The 16,189-nt window shown below is 54.7% G+C and carries 18 protein-coding genes; 7 read left to right on the forward strand and 11 right to left on the reverse strand.

Annotation, left to right across the window (positions count from 1 at the left end):
* Positions 1-206 precede the first annotated feature (206 nt).
* The 5 genes from WA429_RS11100 to hisI form a co-directional block, all read right to left on the reverse strand.
* Complete coding sequence (locus tag WA429_RS11100; RefSeq protein ID WP_287466087.1) at positions 207-851, reverse strand: hypothetical protein; 645 nt, start codon at positions 849-851, stop codon at positions 207-209.
* 91 nt (positions 852-942) lie between these two features.
* A complete protein-coding gene (locus tag WA429_RS11105) occupies positions 943-1,611 on the reverse strand; it encodes a YitT family protein (protein WP_336107334.1) in 669 nt (222 codons plus the stop codon).
* Between the two features lie 205 nt (positions 1,612-1,816).
* Entirely contained in the window at positions 1,817-2,647 is an 831-nt protein-coding gene (locus WA429_RS11110) for an aldo/keto reductase (protein ID WP_287466088.1), read from the reverse strand.
* Between the two features lie 337 nt (positions 2,648-2,984).
* Positions 2,985-4,145: a CobW family GTP-binding protein gene (locus WA429_RS11115; RefSeq protein WP_287466090.1), complete on the reverse strand. Its 1,161-nt coding sequence runs from the start codon at positions 4,143-4,145 to the stop codon at positions 2,985-2,987.
* Between the two features lie 24 nt (positions 4,146-4,169).
* Positions 4,170-4,568 carry a phosphoribosyl-AMP cyclohydrolase gene (gene hisI / locus WA429_RS11120; protein ID WP_068519295.1) on the reverse strand — a complete coding sequence of 133 codons (399 nt, stop codon included), beginning with the start codon at positions 4,566-4,568 and terminating at the stop codon, positions 4,170-4,172.
* A gap of 153 nt (positions 4,569-4,721) precedes the next feature.
* Here hisI and WA429_RS11125 point away from each other — a divergent pair, with 153 nt between their 5' ends.
* The 3 genes from WA429_RS11125 to WA429_RS11135 are packed head-to-tail and all read left to right on the forward strand — an operon-like array spanning position 4,722 to position 6,821.
* Positions 4,722-5,198 (forward strand): Fur family transcriptional regulator, encoded by a 477-nt coding sequence (locus WA429_RS11125; RefSeq protein ID WP_068519296.1) that lies wholly within the window; start codon positions 4,722-4,724, stop codon positions 5,196-5,198.
* The gene (gene znuC / locus WA429_RS11130; protein WP_101246050.1) at positions 5,179-6,027 is read left to right on the forward strand and encodes a zinc ABC transporter ATP-binding protein ZnuC; all 849 of its coding nucleotides are present in this window, start codon (positions 5,179-5,181) and stop codon (positions 6,025-6,027) included. Before WA429_RS11125 ends, znuC begins: the two co-directional genes overlap by 20 nt.
* Positions 6,024-6,821: a metal ABC transporter permease gene (locus WA429_RS11135; RefSeq protein WP_287466092.1), complete on the forward strand. Its 798-nt coding sequence runs from the start codon at positions 6,024-6,026 to the stop codon at positions 6,819-6,821. Before znuC ends, WA429_RS11135 begins: the two co-directional genes overlap by 4 nt.
* Positions 6,822-6,902: 81 nt before the next feature.
* Here the strand turns inward: WA429_RS11135 and metC are convergent, their stop codons facing one another.
* A complete protein-coding gene (metC, locus tag WA429_RS11140) occupies positions 6,903-8,087 on the reverse strand; it encodes a cystathionine beta-lyase (protein WP_114112498.1) in 1,185 nt (394 codons plus the stop codon).
* 210 nt (positions 8,088-8,297) lie between these two features.
* On the opposite strand from metC, the gene WA429_RS11145 reads away from it, so the two are divergent.
* Positions 8,298-9,254: a threonine ammonia-lyase gene (locus WA429_RS11145; RefSeq protein ID WP_228195311.1), complete on the forward strand. Its 957-nt coding sequence runs from the start codon at positions 8,298-8,300 to the stop codon at positions 9,252-9,254.
* Positions 9,255-9,450: 196 nt separating this feature from the next.
* On the opposite strand, the gene rpmF is transcribed toward WA429_RS11145, so the two are convergent.
* From rpmF to WA429_RS11170, 5 genes are all read right to left on the reverse strand, one after another.
* Positions 9,451-9,630: a 50S ribosomal protein L32 gene (gene rpmF, locus WA429_RS11150; protein WP_007090029.1), complete on the reverse strand. Its 180-nt coding sequence runs from the start codon at positions 9,628-9,630 to the stop codon at positions 9,451-9,453.
* Positions 9,631-9,671: 41 nt separating this feature from the next.
* Entirely contained in the window at positions 9,672-10,358 is a 687-nt protein-coding gene (locus WA429_RS11155) for a GNAT family N-acetyltransferase (protein ID WP_287466094.1), read from the reverse strand.
* Positions 10,355-10,885: a GNAT family N-acetyltransferase gene (locus tag WA429_RS11160; RefSeq protein ID WP_206927459.1), complete on the reverse strand. Its 531-nt coding sequence runs from the start codon at positions 10,883-10,885 to the stop codon at positions 10,355-10,357. Before WA429_RS11160 ends, WA429_RS11155 begins: the two co-directional genes overlap by 4 nt.
* A 78-nt stretch (positions 10,886-10,963) precedes the next feature.
* Complete coding sequence (locus WA429_RS11165) at positions 10,964-11,833, reverse strand: sulfurtransferase (protein ID WP_287466096.1); 870 nt, start codon at positions 11,831-11,833, stop codon at positions 10,964-10,966.
* A gap of 225 nt (positions 11,834-12,058) precedes the next feature.
* Positions 12,059-12,769, reverse strand: a complete 711-nt coding sequence (locus tag WA429_RS11170; RefSeq protein WP_287466097.1) for an alanyl-tRNA editing protein — start codon at positions 12,767-12,769, stop codon at positions 12,059-12,061.
* A gap of 271 nt (positions 12,770-13,040) precedes the next feature.
* Between WA429_RS11170 and WA429_RS11175 the strand changes: the two genes are divergently transcribed.
* From WA429_RS11175 to tyrS, 3 genes are all read left to right on the forward strand, one after another.
* Positions 13,041-13,892: a hypothetical protein gene (locus tag WA429_RS11175; protein WP_287466099.1), complete on the forward strand. Its 852-nt coding sequence runs from the start codon at positions 13,041-13,043 to the stop codon at positions 13,890-13,892.
* Positions 13,893-13,979: 87 nt separating this feature from the next.
* Positions 13,980-14,516 carry a hypothetical protein gene (locus tag WA429_RS11180; protein ID WP_287466100.1) on the forward strand — a complete coding sequence of 179 codons (537 nt, stop codon included), beginning with the start codon at positions 13,980-13,982 and terminating at the stop codon, positions 14,514-14,516.
* A gap of 317 nt (positions 14,517-14,833) precedes the next feature.
* On the forward strand, positions 14,834-16,153 hold the full coding sequence (gene tyrS, locus WA429_RS11185; protein ID WP_287466101.1) for a tyrosine--tRNA ligase: 1,320 nt from the start codon (positions 14,834-14,836) through the stop codon (positions 16,151-16,153).
* The last annotated feature ends 36 nt before the right edge of the window (positions 16,154-16,189 follow it).

Here is a 16,189-nt window from a genome sequence, read left to right on the forward strand (position 1 = left end):
CATTCGCACGCAAAAATCAGATTTCCAAAACGGGGCGTTCGCGCCCCGTTTTTGTTAAGTCGGGTAGGCGGCCAATGCCATGCCCCCGGGGGATAAGCAAGCCATCCGCACTGTGCTGTCCCTTAGCTCAACAGGGTAGAGCAACAGACTTCTAATCTGCAGTTTGTGGGGTCGTTTTCAGTCAAAGACAGAGTTAGTTGCTACTGTCACCGATTTATCAAGAATTGCGCGTATTTGTTTCGCTCAAAAATTAGCTCTTCCAAAGGTTCGTGTGCATGTTGAACCCACTCCTCTAGTGCATGCTGAGTGGATGACACTGCAGTGTAATCCATCCGCCCCCTAGTTACTGCAAAACGATATGTTTTCGGCAATACTGTTTGCTCATACGCGATGCGAGCGGCTTGTCGAAGTGAGGCAGGAAATCTGTGATTGCTATCTATGTTGAATAGGAGTGCAGTTTCGACTTTTCCTACAGCGTTTTCGACGGCTATGTTTGCTTTACCAGCACTTTCTGCATCATCAAATATAACTGAGCGAGACGAGTCCTCAACCGTACTTATTATCTCTTTTAATCGTTCGCTCAGCTCTTTTGTGAATGAGTCAATGTCAATCAACTCTAAATCCACGGCCGCTTTTCGTTGTGAAACGATTTGAGTTTGTGTTGCCCATACAACAGCTAAACCACCCGCCAATCCCAAAAGTCCTGCGGTCAAAGTTTCCCACTCTAATGATCTTATGCCATTGCAAAGTGAAGAACTGCATGAGGCCACATAAGTAGGGCCTTGCAAGCCGATCCAGACAGTGATTAAGGCTGAGATAACAGCAGAATAAAACGGTACTTTATATGTCACAGCGAACCTCCAATTCGGATGACAGAGGTTAGCTAAAGAAAGTTTGCAAGGCCATTGGCAACCTTAAATATGATCTATTTAAGGTTGGCGATTACCGTGCGGCCAAATACCGCCCCGGGCGATGGTTGAGCGCGATAATCAGGTTAAGGACCACTGCACCCAGGATCGAAAGCAGGACCTTGTCAAAGGGCAGAGTCAGAAACGCGATAACCAGGATCACCATATCGACGGCAAGCTGGAAGTAACCGGCGCGGATGCCGAAATGTTCCTGCAGATACAGGGCAAGGATATTGATCCCGCCAAGCCCCGCACGGTGGCGAAACAGCATGAGCAGGCCAATCCCCATCAGCGCACCGCCAGAGATTGCCGCATAGACCGGGTTGAGCATCTGAAAATCAACCAGCATCGGGGTCAGTTTTGAAAAACCCGATACAAGGCCGACCGCGATAAAGGTTTTGAGCGTGAAGGCAATGCCCATGCGCTTGAATGCCAGCCAATAGAAGGGCAGGTTGATCACAAAGAAAATCAGGCCAAAGGACAGCCCCGTCGCGTGTTCGATCAAAAGCGCCGCCCCGGCGGTACTGCCGGTAACCAGAACGCTTTCGCTATAAAGCGTCACGCCAAGCGATACCACCATTGTGCCAAGCAGCAAAGCCAGCACATCTTCGTAAAGGCGATGGGAAATATCGTCCTTTTTCGACGGCGCCTGTGTGGCGGTGGATACGTTGGTATCGGTCATGGATGCGTTGGTTTGGGCCATGTCGGACAACAGTCTTTTGTCTGATGAATAGGATCAATTTACGCTTTTTGCATGTGCGAAACAAGCTGGCGTTGCAATGCAATGTCAATTCGCCCGTTTTTGATATTGCCGTGCAGGCCAACGCAAAAGACCGGCCCGAAAGGAGCCGGTCTTGGCAAAATCATGCGCGTCATTGTGCGGAATGGTCCGCGCAACAGCGTTCCGATCAGGCGGCTTCGTCCCATTTCGGGGCAAAGGACGGGTCAATCATGCGGCCATCGGGTTTTGACAGATTGTTGATTGCCGCCATGTCTTCATCGGACAATTCAAAATCAAAGATATTGAAATTGGCGGCGGCATTTTTCGGAGAGCCCGATTTCGGGATCGCCATGACGCTGTCTTGCTGCATCAACCAGCGCAAGGTGACCTGAATGCCGGATTTGCCGTATTTCGCACCGATATCCTTAAGCACCGGGTCATGCAAAACCGTCCCGCGTGCAATCGGGCAATAGGCGGTCAGCAGCATGTCATGCGAACGCAGGTTTTCAAGCACCCGGGACTGATCAAGATAGGGGTGATATTCGACCTGGTTGACCGTCAGCGGAATGTTGCTGAGCGATACGGCCTTGTCGACCAAAGCCGTCGGGAAGTTTGAAATCCCGATCAGGCGCGTCATGCCAAGGTTTTTGACTTCGTTAAGGGCGGCCAGCGTTTCGGAAAGCGGGACTTCGTCGGTCGGCCAGTGCAAAAGCAGAAGATCGACATGGTCAAGATCAAGCTTGCGCAGGCTTTCAACGACCGACGTTTGCAAATCGCCGCTTTGGAACTTGTCGTACCAGACCTTGGTGGTCAGGAAATAGTCATCGCGCGCAAGACCCGATGCCTTAAGACCGCGACCAACGCCTTCTTCATTGTGATACATCTGGGCGGTATCAAAATGGCGATAGCCGATTTTGGCGGCCTCTGCGACCATTGTTGCCGCGTCATCATTATTGAGTTCGTATGTCCCAAATCCGAGGGCCGGAATTTCAATACCCTGCCAGTTCCGGTAAATCATGATGTGTTACCCCCTCTGTGTTTGATTGTTGTAATTGTGGCTGCTGTCATCGTCCTGTTCAAATGACGATCAGGTGTCAATTATGCGCTAACATGCGCCAGATTTAGTGCAATGCAACCAAACCGCAACCTGTACGGTTGGATGAAGTGCGCTGTTCAATGGGGAAGGACGTGCGACAGATGTCTTTGTGTCAAAAGACATTTTTGAAAAGAAAAAGGGCGACCGGGTATGTCGGGTCGCCCGAAGTTCAGGACTTAGAGTGAGGCTGTATCAAGCCAAGATCCAATCTGCACCTGAAACGGTTCGATATCCTTGATATGGCTCAAACCGGATCAACTTATGATGTTGGTGCTGTGTTCCCGGTTTCGCTGACCGCCGCATTGAGGTGATAAAGGGACTCCCGAATGACCTGGGGACCGAGATCCTTGGTGATGAAAACGATTTTTGATCGATGGTCATCACTGGGCCAGGCCGGAAGCGATGCGGGCGGATGGAAAACATGCTGGACGGCGTGAATGGCGACCGGGGCGTCTTCACCGACAAGGTTCAGGATGCCCTTGACGCGCAAAAGGCTTTCGCCGCGCATCTGGGTAAAAATCTCGGCCCAGGTGACAAAAGCATCCCAATGCAGCGGTTCGTCAAAGGTGATGCAGAATGACTGAATGTGATCGTCATGGCGGTTCACATCGTGGTCGTGACTATGATCATGACTGTGGCCGTGATGATCGTGACCGTGGTCATGTGCATCATCACGGGAATGGTCGTGATCGTGGCTGTGTTCATGGTCATGGGGCTCATCCCCGTGATGGTCATAGGCCTCGTCACGCAGCCATTTTTGCACATCCATGCTTTTGGTTTCGGGATCATAAAGGCCGGCGTTGAACAGTTTGGATACCGCGATATCGCCATTGATCACCTGATAGATCGGGGCGGCGGGGTTCAGGGCACGCAGGCGGGCTTCAAGGGCGGTGCGCGTCGTATCATCGGCCAAATCGGATTTGGTCATCAGGATACGGTCGGCGACGGCGGCCTGTTTGACGCTTTCGGGGTGCTGGTCAAGCTGCCCGGACCCATGGATGGCATCCACCGTGGTCACAACGCTATCAAGACGGAACTTGGTGGTCAGCAGCGGATCGGTCATCAGCGTATGAAGGATCGGTGCCGGGTCGGCAAGCCCCGTGGTTTCAATGATCACCCGGTCAAAGGCCGGGATTTCGCCACGCGTGCGTTTGACAAACAGATCGCGCAGACCCGAAATCAGATCACCGCGCACCGAACAGCAAATGCAGCCGGAATTCAGCAACACCACATCTTCGGAGACTTCGCGCACCAAAAGGTGATCCAGCCCGATTTCGCCAAATTCATTGATCAGGACGGCTGTACTGTCCATGCCGTCCTGGGTCAGAAGGGCATTCAGAAGGGTGGTCTTGCCGCTGCCCAGAAAGCCGGTAATGACGGTGGTGGCAATGCGTTCAAACTGTTCGTCGGAAATGGCCATGTCGTATATGTCTTGTTTTCTGTCTTATTTCTTGCCGTACAATTCATCGACCGAGACTTCCGGTTCGGAAATCACGACTTCCTGTCCATCGCGGGCGGCGAAATAAAAACAGTTGCGACGCCCCGTGTGGCAGGCAACGCCAAGCTGGTCGACCTGTACCAAGACGGTGTCCTGATCGCAGTCATAGCGGAAATCGACAAGTTTCTGCACCTGGCCGGAGCTTTCACCCTTGCGCCAGAGCTTGCCGCGTGACCGCGAGAAATAGCACACCCGACCGGTTTCAAGGGTTTCAAGCACCGCATCACGGTTCATCCACGCCATCATCAGGACTTCACCCGTGTCATGCTGCTGGGCGATTGCCGGGATCAGGCCGTTTTCATTGAATTTGAGTTTATCGGCAATTTGCGGGTTGGCAGCCGTCATGGGGATGCTCCGGTCGATGAAGGTTGACTTTTTATGTTCGGCACGTCAGAAAATGATATATTATAACATTTCATCAGATGCCATGGCTTTTTGGCGCTTTTGGGAAATCAATTGGATCAAAAGCGTTCAGCCAGCGAGACGAGATATCCAGATATGAGCGATCTTTTCCCGAAAAAGGGCCACGATCACGACAGATGTGTGCATAGCGCACTTGCGCAGGCTGAAAAAGTCTGTGATGCGGAAAATGCACGCTTTACCGATATGCGCCGCAAGGTCTTTACCTTGATCTGGCAATCGCACAAGGCCGTGACGGCTTATGAGCTGCTTGATGCGCTGACTGCCGAAGGGCAGCGCGTGCAGCCGCCAACGGTCTATCGGGCGCTGGAATTCCTGACCGAACTTGGTCTGGTGCATCGGATTGAATCGCTTAATGCCTATTTCGGCTGTGACCGGCCCGATTGTGAACATCTGGGGCAGTATTTCATCTGTACCGATTGTGGCCGTGTGGCCGAGGCCGTGAATGAAGACATGAGCAATGCCGTGCGCAAGGCCGCACGTGGTGTCGGCTTCACCATCGAAGCAACCACGGTCGAGATTAAGGGGCTGTGCCATGACTGCGCCACTCATTGAGGGGCGGGGGCTTACCCTGTCATTCGGGGGCGAGCGGGTTCTCGATCAGGTATCAATCTCCATCCGTGCAGGCGAAATCATTACCCTGATCGGGCCAAATGGTGCGGGCAAATCGACATTGGTCAAGACATTGCTGGGCTTGCAAAAGCCCGATAGCGGTGATGTCATCCGCAAACCGGGCCTTCGGGTGGGTTATGTTCCCCAGAAGCTTGCAATTGATCAGGTTTTACCGCTGACAGTGAAGCGTTTCCTGACCCTGACCCGGTCGGCAAGCCGTTCAGATTGTGAACAGGTCCTGGCACAGGTTGGTGCAACCCATGTGATCGATGCGCAAATGAGCAGCCTTTCCGGTGGCGAGGCGCAGCGTGTGATGCTGGCGCGGACCCTTTTGCTGCGTCCTGAATTGCTGGTACTTGATGAACCGACGCAGGGCGTCGATGTCAGCGGGCAGGCCGATTTGTATCGCCTGATTGATGAAATCCGCCGCGAACTTGATTGCGCGGTTCTGATGATTTCGCATGATTTGCATCTGGTGATGGCCAAGACCGATCAGGTGGTCTGTTTTAACCGTCATGTCTGTTGTTCGGGGCAGCCCGAAACCGTGCGCCAGCATCCGGAATACCGGTCGCTGTTTGGTGTGCGCGAAGCCGATGCAATCGGTATCTATACCCACGAGCATGATCATGAACATGACCTTTCCGGGCATGTTGTTGGCGGATGCGGGCATGACCATTCGCATGATCATTCCCATCACCATCACGACGACCATCGACACCACCACCATCATGGCGATGCACATGCGCACAAAGAGGCAGACACAGCAAAATGATTGATGATTTCCTTTTGCGGGCCATTGTTGGCGGTGTTCTTCTGGCTTGTGTTTGCGGTCCGTTCGGGGCGTTTATCGTCTGGCGGCGCATGGCGTTCTTTGGCGATATGCTGGCCCATTCGGCGTTGCTCGGGGTTGCGCTTGGCCTTCTGATCGGGGTGGATGTGCGGCTTGGCATGATTGCCACCTGTCTTGCCAGTGCTCTGCTTCTGGCCTATGGGCAGCGGCAATCAAAGATCGGCAGTGACACGGTTCTGGGCATGCTGGCCCATTCGACATTGGCGCTGGGCATGGTGGCGCTGGCCTTTGTCCAGGGTGTTGCAGTCGATATCATGGCCTATCTGTTTGGCGATATCCTTGCCATTACCATGGGCGATATCTGGCTTATGGCCGGTGGCGGGGCATTTGCCATTGCCGGTCTGATCTGGATGTGGCGGCCGTTGCTGGCATTGACAGTCAGTCCCGAAATTGCCGCGGCCGAAAGCATCCCGGTCGAACGGCTGCGCCTGATTTTCATGTTGCTGATGGCGCTTGTGATCGGTCTTGCGATCAAGATTGTCGGGGTGTTGCTGATCACGGCCCTTCTGATTGTCCCGGCCGCCAGTGCGCGGTTCTTTGCCAGAACCCCCGAACAGATGGCGATTGGAGCGGCATTGTTTGGTGCGGGTGCGGTTCTGGCGGGGATTGCCATGTCATGGCATGTGGATACGCCAGCGGGGCCCAGCATCGTTATTTCAGCGGCAGGTTTGTTTGTGATCAGTTCGATCGTGATGATGGGGTTGCGGCGTTCCTGAAATGCCATACCCGACAGAATTGGTTTTAAAGAAAACGGCGCGGAAGTTACCGCGCCGTTTGTTGTTTGGGGCAAACTTGCTTCAGGCGGATTTCAACCGTTCGAACCCGGCCTCAAGATCGGCGATCAGATCATCAGGGTCTTCCAGACCGATATGAAGGCGGATCAGTTGGCCGTCTTCGTCCCATTTGGTGGCGGTGCGGATTTTGGTCGGGTCCGATGGCAGGATCAGGCTTTCAAATCCGCCCCAGCTAAAGCCCATGCCAAACAGTTCCATATGATCGACCATATTGGCCAGTTGCGGCTTGGAAACCGGTTTCATCACAAAGGAAAACAGGCCGCAGGCGCCCGAAAAGTCGCGTTTCCAGATGGCATGGCCCGGATCATCGGGCAGGGCCGGGTGCAGAACGCGTTTGACTTCGGGGCGCGATTGCAACCAGTTGGCGACTTTAAGGCCGCTTTGATGATGCTGTTTCATGCGCACGCCAAGGGTGCGAAGACCGCGCTGTGCCAGATAGCAGTCATCAGGGCCAATCGCGTCACCGGAAATGATGATCTGTTTTTTGATGGTCAGAAGGTCTTCTTCGGTGGCGGTCGTAATGGTGCCCATCATGACATCCGAGTGGCCGACGATATATTTGGTGCCGGCCTGAACCGAAACATCGACCCCCAGTTCAAACGGACGGCACAGGATCGGAGACGCCCATGTGTTATCAAGCAGCACCTTGACGCCACGCGCATGGGCGGCATCGGCAATCGCCGGAATGTCCTGCATCTCGAAAGTCAGAGAGCCGGGGCTTTCACACCAGACAAGGGCGGTATTGTCGCGGATCAGACCGGCAATATCCGCCCCGATGGTCGGGTCATAATATTCGGTTTCAACCCCGAACTTCTTAAGGAAGGTATTGCACAGATTGCGAGTCGGATAATAGGTGCTGTCAGTGACCAGAATATGATCGCCCGGTTTGACAAAGGCCAAAATCGAATTGGTGATGGCAGCCACCCCCGATGACACACAAAGCGTGCCAAAGCCGCCTTCAAGTTCGGCAACCGCTTCTTCGAGCAAGAAGCGGGTCGGGGTGCCGTGACGGCCATAGGTGACTTTGCCCGGTGCAGACGCACCTGCCTTTTCCAGTTCGGCAAGGCTGTCAAACAGGATGGTCGATGCGTGCAATACAGGCGGGTTGACCACGCCGTGATACTGACTGGACCGGCGTCCGGCGTGAACCAGTCGGGTTGCCGTTTTCTTGGGGCTTTTGGCGGACATTGGTGGTGCATCTCCTTGATCGTCTGTCTGGCACATGGTCGTTTCATGCCGCTTTATTAGGGTTAAGACAAACCATCTTGGCGGGCGTCCTTCAAGGATTTTTGCGCAAAAGTCATTGTGAAATCAGTGATCCGGGTTATTTCTGTCAAATGCCTTGTTCGGGAAATCCTTCTGCCGGGGCATCAAATAACGATTTCAAATGGGGGCCCCGTGATCGATCTTCAGGATTTCCGTGCTGCGCGCCGCGCAATTTCAGACCATATGCGCTTGACGCCGGTTTTCGCGGCCGGAAGCTTTGCCGACAATACGGCTTTTGGCGGTGTTAAACATATGCCGGAGCTGTTCCTGAAGCTTGAAAACATGCAGGTCACCGGTTCTTTCAAGGCGCGTGGCGCCATGAATGCGGCACTTGCCCTTGATGCCGAAAAAAGATCGGTCGGGCTTTGCACGGCATCGGGTGGCAATCATGGCATGGGGGTGATCCATGCGGCGCGGACCCTTGGTGTGCCGGTCAAAATCTTTTTGCCAACCAATACCCCGAAGCCGAAAGTCGAAAAGCTGCGTGCACAGGGCGTTGATGTTGCCCTGATCGGGGCGGTCTGGGATGACGCCAACCGGGCCGCAATGGACCATGCGCGTGAAAGCGGCATGGCCTATATCCATCCCTTTGCCGATCCCAAAGTAATTGCAGGGCAGGGCACCATCGCGCTGGAGCTTCTTGAGCAGCAACCTGATCTTGATACGCTTGTGGTCGCAATTGGTGGCGGCGGGCTGATTTCCGGTGTTGCAACGGCGGCGCGCCTGTTGCGGCCATCGATCCGGGTGATCGGGGTGGAACCCACCGGGGCAGCCACCCTGTTTGAAAGCATCAAGGCCAACGAAGTCGTGACCTTGCCAAGCGTGAACACGGCGGCCACCAGTCTGGCACCGCGTCAGTCATCGGCACTGAATATCGACCTGATTGGCAAGAATGTCGATCGCATCGCCCTTGTCAGTGACGAGGAAATGCAAAAGGCGGCAAGCTGGCTTTGGAAGGATTTGGGGGTCGCAGTTGAACTTTCGGCTGCTGCCGGGATTGCCGCGATCATGACGGACCGTCTGGGGGTGGATGATCCGGGCCGGGTTGGTGTGATCATCTGTGGCACCGGAACCGACGGCATCAAGTAGGGCGAAATCGCCATATGCTGATCATGCGACGGGCAGGGTGTATCCTTGCCCGTTTTTGTTTGTGTGTTGGGCAAATAAAAAGGGATGAAACCGTTGGGCTTCATCCCTTTTTAAACCAGACGCCATCTGAAATCAGAAGGCGCGGAATTTTGTAGCGTCGCAAACCGCCAAAGAGCAAGAGCTCTCCGGGACGGAATTACATCTTCGGCTCGACCACCTGACGACCACGGTACATACCGGTGTTCGGGTCAATGTGGTGCGGGCGATGCAGTTCGCCGGTCTCTTTGTCTTCGCGGTACGAGCCCTTGGCGAGCTTGTCATGCGAGCGACGCATGCCCTGACGGGACTTGGTCACTTTTTTCTTTGGCACTGCCATGGGTCATCATCCTCTGGCTTGGGTAAACTCAGGCGCGCTTGTTACCTTGCGCGGTCGGGAAAGTCAACGACCAAAGTTCCAGAATCTGCATTATTTGCATTTTCCGGCCCACTTCCGGTATCAGGCGCGTCACCACCAGATTGGTCATCACGATCAACATGATGATCAATATGCGGGATCAGCCCGACATCGCGCGGATCGTCAACAATATCCGTTCGCTGGTCGTATACAACAAAGCCTGCCTTTTGGTAAGCCCCCAATGCACTTGGATGATCAAGTGTGCAGGTATTTACGGTAATCCGCGATGGTTTGAGGCTCCAGGCCGTGTCAATCGCCCAGTCCAGCAAGTATTTGCCAAAGCCTTTGCCGATGAATTCCGGGATCAGGCCCATATAATGAAGGTCAATGACCCCGTCATTTTCAAGGCCGGTCAGATCAAGCTCGCAATAGCCGGCCGGCACACCTGCAACATACAGCACATACACATGGGTATGCGGGCTTGCCAGGATCGGGGCAAGTTCATCATCGCTCATCAGGCGGCGTTGCCACCACAACCACGGTTCACCGACCGTATTATAAAGGTAGCGGTAAAATGACAATGTGGGGTCTTCGGCCCGGATGACCGCGACCTTGCCCGGCGGGATGATTGCCGGCGGGCGGTCAGGCGGGCTTTGCATTTCAAGGAAGCTTACAACAACTTCCAGCTTGCGCGGATTGGATGGGGTCATTGGTCTAAACTCTTGCGCATGATCATGTTTTGACTGTTGTCCGTTGTTTCCGGACGGGTGGCGTTGTCATGCCAGTCATAGCCGAGTTTGGCGTAAAAATCACCCGCTGTGGCATTTTCGATGGTGACGCGGACTTCTGACAGGCCGCTGGCGCGCAGGATATCCTCGGCCAGGGTAACAAGTTCGCGCCCGATGCCAAGGTTTTGCGCATCCGCCGCAATGGCCAGATAATGGATCCAGCCATGAAATTCATCATGACCGGTCATCATGGTGGCGATGATCTGGCGGTTTGTCGGGTGGCGGGCGATGATCAGGCTGCCATGATCGGCATTGATGCAGTTCTCGATATCTTGCCTGGCGTCGCGAATGGCAGGGATCAGGCCGGTTGCAATCCACAATGTGGTGATTGCGGCGATATCGTCGCGGGTCGGGGATTTAAGCTGCTCAAGAATGATGCCTGCTTCGTCACCGGGTGTTTTCCGACCGGGGTCGGGAAAGCCGGAACCAAATTGTGACGCAGCAGGCATATCAAACTCTCGATGCTTTAAATCTCGATACTTTAAATATGTGATCAACCCGACTGGTCGGGTTTGACCGGGCCGCAATCATGCAGGGCCGGTGGCAACCGGGCTGTCTTCGGTGGTGGCCCATTGCGCCCAGGAGCCGTCAAATACCGCGACCTGTTTGTTGGCGGCAATATAGGCACCCATGGCAAGAACGCAGGCGGTGACACCCGATCCGCAGGTGGTGACGATCGGCTTTTCCAGATCAACACCGGCATCTTCGAAGGCAGTGCGGATTTCGGCGGCATCTTTAAAGGTGCCATCCGCATTCAACAGCACATTGAAGGGCAGGTTGAAAGAGCCCGGAACATGGCCCGACTTGCCCCACGGGTCGGCAACTTCGCCACGGAACCGTTCGCCCGCACGGGCATCGACAAGCTGTTCACGCTTTGTCGTGACGTTTGACATCACCTGATCAATTTCACGCAACAGGAAGCTGTTGGCGCGTGCGGTAAAATGACGTTCGCGCGGCGGGGTTGGTGCATCGGTCACGGGATGGCCTTCAGCCAGCCATTTCGGCAGACCGCCATCCAGAACAACCACGTCATTATGGCCAAAGTGACGCAGCATCCACCAGGCCCGGCAAGCAGCAAGGGCAGAACCGGTTTGACCGTAAACAACGATCCGCACGCCGTCGCCAAGGCCAAGTTTGCGGACCTTGGCCGAAAACTTGATGGCATCAGGCATCATGTGCGGCAGTGGTGCACTGTCGTCAGCGGCAATTTCATCAATATCAAAAAAGACGGCGCCTGGAATGTGCCGGGTGTCATAAATTTCGCGGGCATTTTTATTGTCGGCTGGCATGTACCAGCTTGCATCCACGACGCGCACATCTGGTGCATCGAGGTGATCCGCCAGCCACTGGGTGGAAACCAGGGCGTCAGCCACATGGGCGGAAAGTGGGTTATTCATGGACAAGCTCCGGTTGGCAATGTGGTGGGTATTGCACGATCCCGGTTGGTCCCGGGATCATTATGTTATGGGGTCCTGATGGTCTTTGTGACTTCTTGTCGTTAAAATTCTAATGGCAAATTTGTAATGGCAGTAATGGCAACTGGCAACCGGCAGTCCTGCACCTTGGCGTGATTTTCGCCAAACTGTTGCCCTGATGCGCGCAATGACCCGATATTCTTGATGTCAGCTGGCGAAAACGATGTTGATCCGCCGGTTCTGACGGCCTTTCTTTTCGATCTTTGCCACAGAAACCGGGCCGATTTCCCCGGTTTTGCGCACATGGGTGCCGCCACAGGGCTGAAAATCGATGCCTTCGATCGTAACAGTACGGATCGAATTGCCATCCATGGGTGGTTGAACCGACATGGTGCGGACAAGTTCCGGGTTGGCTTTAAGTTCGGCCACACTGATTTCGCCGTCATAGACATCGGCATCGCGGGCAATCAGTTCGTTCAGTTTCTCGGTGATTTCATCCTTGTCGAGTGCGCTGTCAGGCAGATTGAAATCAAGGCGTGCCTTGTGGGCGGCGATATTGCCACCCGTAACGTCGCCTTCGATCACGGCACATAAAAGATGCAGGCAGGTGTGAAAGCGCATCAGTTTATGGCGGTGATCCCAATCAAGTTCGGTTGTGACGGCGTCACCAACGCCCGGAAGCGGATGGTTTTCATCGATGATGTGCAGGATGCGACCGGTTTCGCGGTCCTTGACGGTGGTAACGACCGGAAGAACATCCCCCGATGCGGTTTTCAAGGTGCCGATATCGCCAGTCTGGCCGCCTGCGGTGGCATAGAAAACGGTCTGATCAAGTTCGATACCGCGATCTGAAATGCTTTGGATGGTGGCATCGCAACTTCTGGCATAGGCATCTTCGCGAAACAAAAGGCGTGTCATGGTCTCGATCCCCTGGTGGTGGCGTTTCTGTGCCGATCTGCTTACGGGCCGGGGCAATTTCATGCACGAGATTGCGCATGGGAAATCGCACCAGGCGGTGCCGGTCGACAGTTTTGGCATGGTGGGCAATCGGCGGGGGTGTTGTCGAGATCAAATTTGCCACACCGGATTTTCCGGAATGTAGCTATTGATACGCAAAACAAAGATCAAAGGTTGCAATTTATACATTTTGTATGATATCTGGTTGGGTAAATCAGGAGTGGCAGCAACCTTGGCAGCAATAATTCACGTCAAACTTACGGGCGAGGGCGATTTCGGACCGGTGGATCTTGAATGTGCGATCCCGCCGGCACGGTTGCCTGTGGTTATGGCGGCCCTGTTCGGGCAGCCGGCACCGGCAATGGCGTCGACCGTACCCGGGATGCCCGCGGCGGTGCAGGGGATGACTGCGCCGGGTTCAATGGCAACCTCAACGGCAACCTCAATGGCAACCCCACCGGCAGCCCGGGCGGGGTCGGCTTCGGGGGCTGCTCCTGTTCCGGGATCCGCGTCGGGGGCCGTTGCGGCATCCGCGCCGGTATCCACCCCGGGGGCGGCTTTGGCTCATTCCGGCAATGCACGGTACGACGGTATTCCTGCCGGTTCTGATGGCGCATCCTTTGCTGATGGTGCATTCCCGGCCGGAACGAACGGGGCATCTGGTTCCCGTGCTGCTGATCCGGCATCGGTTGGGGTGGACGAGTATGGTGATCACCAGCAGCCTGGTCGGTTTGATGCCGGTTACAGGCTTGTGGCGTCGATGGATATTGATCCCGGTGCATTCATTACCAGTTTCATGGGGGCGCTGGGGGGTCTGGTCGGGCGTCTGCAACCGCGCGGTTTTGCCGAAACCATTCTGATTGCGGCGATCTGGCTGCATTATCGCGAAGGACGGGCCATTGTAACGCGCGATGATATTCGCCGTGTCTTGCGGCGTCAGGAACATCTTCGAATGCCGCGAAATTTCAGTCGTGATTTTCATGTTGCTGTGACGCGTGGCTATCTTGATCCGGTGGAAGGCGACGACGGTTTTGCTGTCTCGAAGGCTGGATATCAGTGGTTTCAAACGGAATGTCGAAAATGATACAAAATGTCGATAAATGTATTGACTATATGTATGGGTGATGTATCGTTTTTGCATTGGGACAGATAAAAACGGGTGGGACCAACAATGCGTGAATGGGAAGTCAGAACAAGCTGTCGTGTCTGGCGCGGGCGATATGTTATCCGCGGGGATGTTGACCGGATTGCCAACGACATTGTCGAACTTCAGCAAAACCGTTTCCCGGGTCTGGAAACCAGCAAGGTGTCGCTTCGGGTTGTGACCATGGCGGTCATGTCGGTTCTGGCCGAAGAATGCTGTGAAGACGGGGTGACGGCGGCAGAACTTTCATTTCTCTTGACCACCTGTCTGGGAATGCCGATTTCACCGGCCCGGATTGAAAGGGAAATGGAAGGCCTTTCTGGCCTTGTCTGGACCGGGGAGTGGGGTGGTGAGACCCTTTATGTCATGGAAAAGCGCGGTCTGCGCTTCTTTGAAACCGCACGTGATCTGGCGCTGACGGAAAATGGAAATCTCAGCCAGGATGATCTGAGCGCAGTTCAGGCCGCCGAAAAGTCGGACGACGTCGCACGCAAACCGATGATCAGTGCAACCATGATGAACAACAATCCGGCCCTGCATGCGCGCTATCGCGTTGTGAGCTAAGACTGGTTGTCAGCTGAGGCTGGCGACACAGGACAGTCCGTCGGTTTCGTCAGGTAATCACGCACCCGCCATTCTTTGGCGGGTGTTTTTGTTTCGGGGCGTGTGGCAAAACACGCTTGACCGATCCGGATTTGCGCCATATGCATTTGGGCATGGAAAACGTATTTGCACAGTTCAACTCGTATTATCCGCTGCACACATAGTGCGGCGCCTGTTGACGTGTTTTTATAAAACCAAGACCGGCTGCCCCAGGGCGGCCTTTGTTTTTTCCATAAACCGGTTTGCCCGAGGTGGCCCCACCATCAAGGAAAACCGACATGACGATATCCCAACCAGTTGACCAACCAGCTTCGCCGCAAAATGCCAGCGAGGTAACCCAGAACGGTTTTGCATCCGATGCGTTGCTTGCGTTGCATGCACGGGGCTTTATCCATCAATGCACATCCTTTGCCGGGCTGGATCGTATTCTTGCCGGTGAAGAGGCCGTGCCGGTTTACATCGGGTTTGATGCCACTGCTGATAGCCTGCATGTCGGGCACCTGTTGCCGATCATGACATTGCGCTGGTTGCAGCGCCACGGCCACAAGCCGATTGTGCTGGTGGGTGGTGGTACGACCCGCATCGGCGATCCCAGTTTCCGGTCCGAAGCCCGCCCGATCCTGAGCGACGATCAAATTGCCGCCAACATCAACGGCATTCGCAAGGTGTTTGGACGGTTCCTGCGTTTCGGGGACGGTCCGAGCGATGCGGTTCTGGTCAATAATGCCGACTGGCTTGATCAGCTTGGCTATGTTGACCTTTTGCGTGATATCGGGCGGCATTTCTCGGTCAACCGGATGCTGTCCTTTGACTCGGTGAAATCAAGGCTCGAACGACAGGAAAGCCTCAGCTTCCTTGAATTCAACTACATGATTTTGCAGGCGTTCGATTTCCTTGAACTGTCGCGTCGTTTCGGATGCCGAGCCCAGATGGGCGGGGGCGATCAATGGGCCAATATCATCAATGGTGTCGATCTGGTGCGCCGGGTTGATGGCAATGAAGTGTTTGGCATGACCGCACCGCTTCTGACCACCTCATCAGGTGTAAAGATGGGCAAAACTGCCGCCGGGGCCGTGTGGCTGAATGCCGATCGGTTGAGTGCCTTTGACTACTGGCAGTTCTGGCGCAATTGCGAGGATGGGGATGTCGGGCGGTTCCTGCGTCTGTTCACCGATCTGCCATTGCTTGATATCGAACAGCTTGAACAGCTTTCAGGCGCAGCAATCAACGAAGCCAAGATCGTTCTGGCCGATGAGGCAACCCGTCTGGCTCATGGCGAATTTGAACTCGAAGCCGTGAAGTCCGCCGCCAGTGGTGTGTTTGGGACCAATGGCGACCTCAATGGTTTGCCGACGCTGGAATTCACCGCCCATGCGCTTAAGGACGGCATCGGGATCTTGGCCCTGATTGTCATGGCCGGATTTGCCAAAACCAACAGCGAAGCCCGCCGTCTTGTCGAAGGCGGGGCAGTGCGGATTGACGACAAGCAAATCACAGACGCGGAACATCACATCCTTAATTACGCGTTTGATGATTGGGCGTTATTGCAGCTTTCCGTTGGCAAGAAACGCCATGCCGCGATCAAGCGCGTTGGATAACGGGGATGCGATGAACGTGCGATATATCACGGGCAG

The sequence above is a fragment of the Thalassospira sp. CH_XMU1420-2 genome (assembly GCF_037029325.1).
GTDB classification, from domain to species: Bacteria; Pseudomonadota; Alphaproteobacteria; order Rhodospirillales; family Thalassospiraceae; genus Thalassospira; species Thalassospira povalilytica.

Coding starts and splice junctions, on each gene's coding strand:
- WA429_RS11105 (WP_336107334.1), bottom strand. CDS start 1,611: ATGGCCCAAACCAACGCATCCATGACCGATACCAACGTATCCACCGCC.
- WA429_RS11110 (WP_287466088.1), bottom strand. CDS start 2,647: ATGATTTACCGGAACTGGCAGGGTATTGAAATTCCGGCCCTCGGATTT.
- WA429_RS11115 (WP_287466090.1), bottom strand. CDS start 4,145: ATGGCCATTTCCGACGAACAGTTTGAACGCATTGCCACCACCGTCATT.
- hisI (WP_068519295.1), bottom strand. CDS start 4,568: ATGACGGCTGCCAACCCGCAAATTGCCGATAAACTCAAATTCAATGAA.
- WA429_RS11125 (WP_068519296.1), top strand. CDS start 4,722: ATGAGCGATCTTTTCCCGAAAAAGGGCCACGATCACGACAGATGTGTG.
- znuC (WP_101246050.1), top strand. CDS start 5,179: ATGACTGCGCCACTCATTGAGGGGCGGGGGCTTACCCTGTCATTCGGG.
- WA429_RS11135 (WP_287466092.1), top strand. CDS start 6,024: ATGATTGATGATTTCCTTTTGCGGGCCATTGTTGGCGGTGTTCTTCTG.
- metC (WP_114112498.1), bottom strand. CDS start 8,087: ATGTCCGCCAAAAGCCCCAAGAAAACGGCAACCCGACTGGTTCACGCC.
- rpmF (WP_007090029.1), bottom strand. CDS start 9,630: ATGGCAGTGCCAAAGAAAAAAGTGACCAAGTCCCGTCAGGGCATGCGT.
- WA429_RS11155 (WP_287466094.1), bottom strand. CDS start 10,358: ATGACCCCATCCAATCCGCGCAAGCTGGAAGTTGTTGTAAGCTTCCTT.
- WA429_RS11160 (WP_206927459.1), bottom strand. CDS start 10,885: ATGCCTGCTGCGTCACAATTTGGTTCCGGCTTTCCCGACCCCGGTCGG.
- WA429_RS11165 (WP_287466096.1), bottom strand. CDS start 11,833: ATGAATAACCCACTTTCCGCCCATGTGGCTGACGCCCTGGTTTCCACC.
- WA429_RS11170 (WP_287466097.1), bottom strand. CDS start 12,769: ATGACACGCCTTTTGTTTCGCGAAGATGCCTATGCCAGAAGTTGCGAT.
- WA429_RS11180 (WP_287466100.1), top strand. CDS start 13,980: ATGCGTGAATGGGAAGTCAGAACAAGCTGTCGTGTCTGGCGCGGGCGA.
- tyrS (WP_287466101.1), top strand. CDS start 14,834: ATGACGATATCCCAACCAGTTGACCAACCAGCTTCGCCGCAAAATGCC.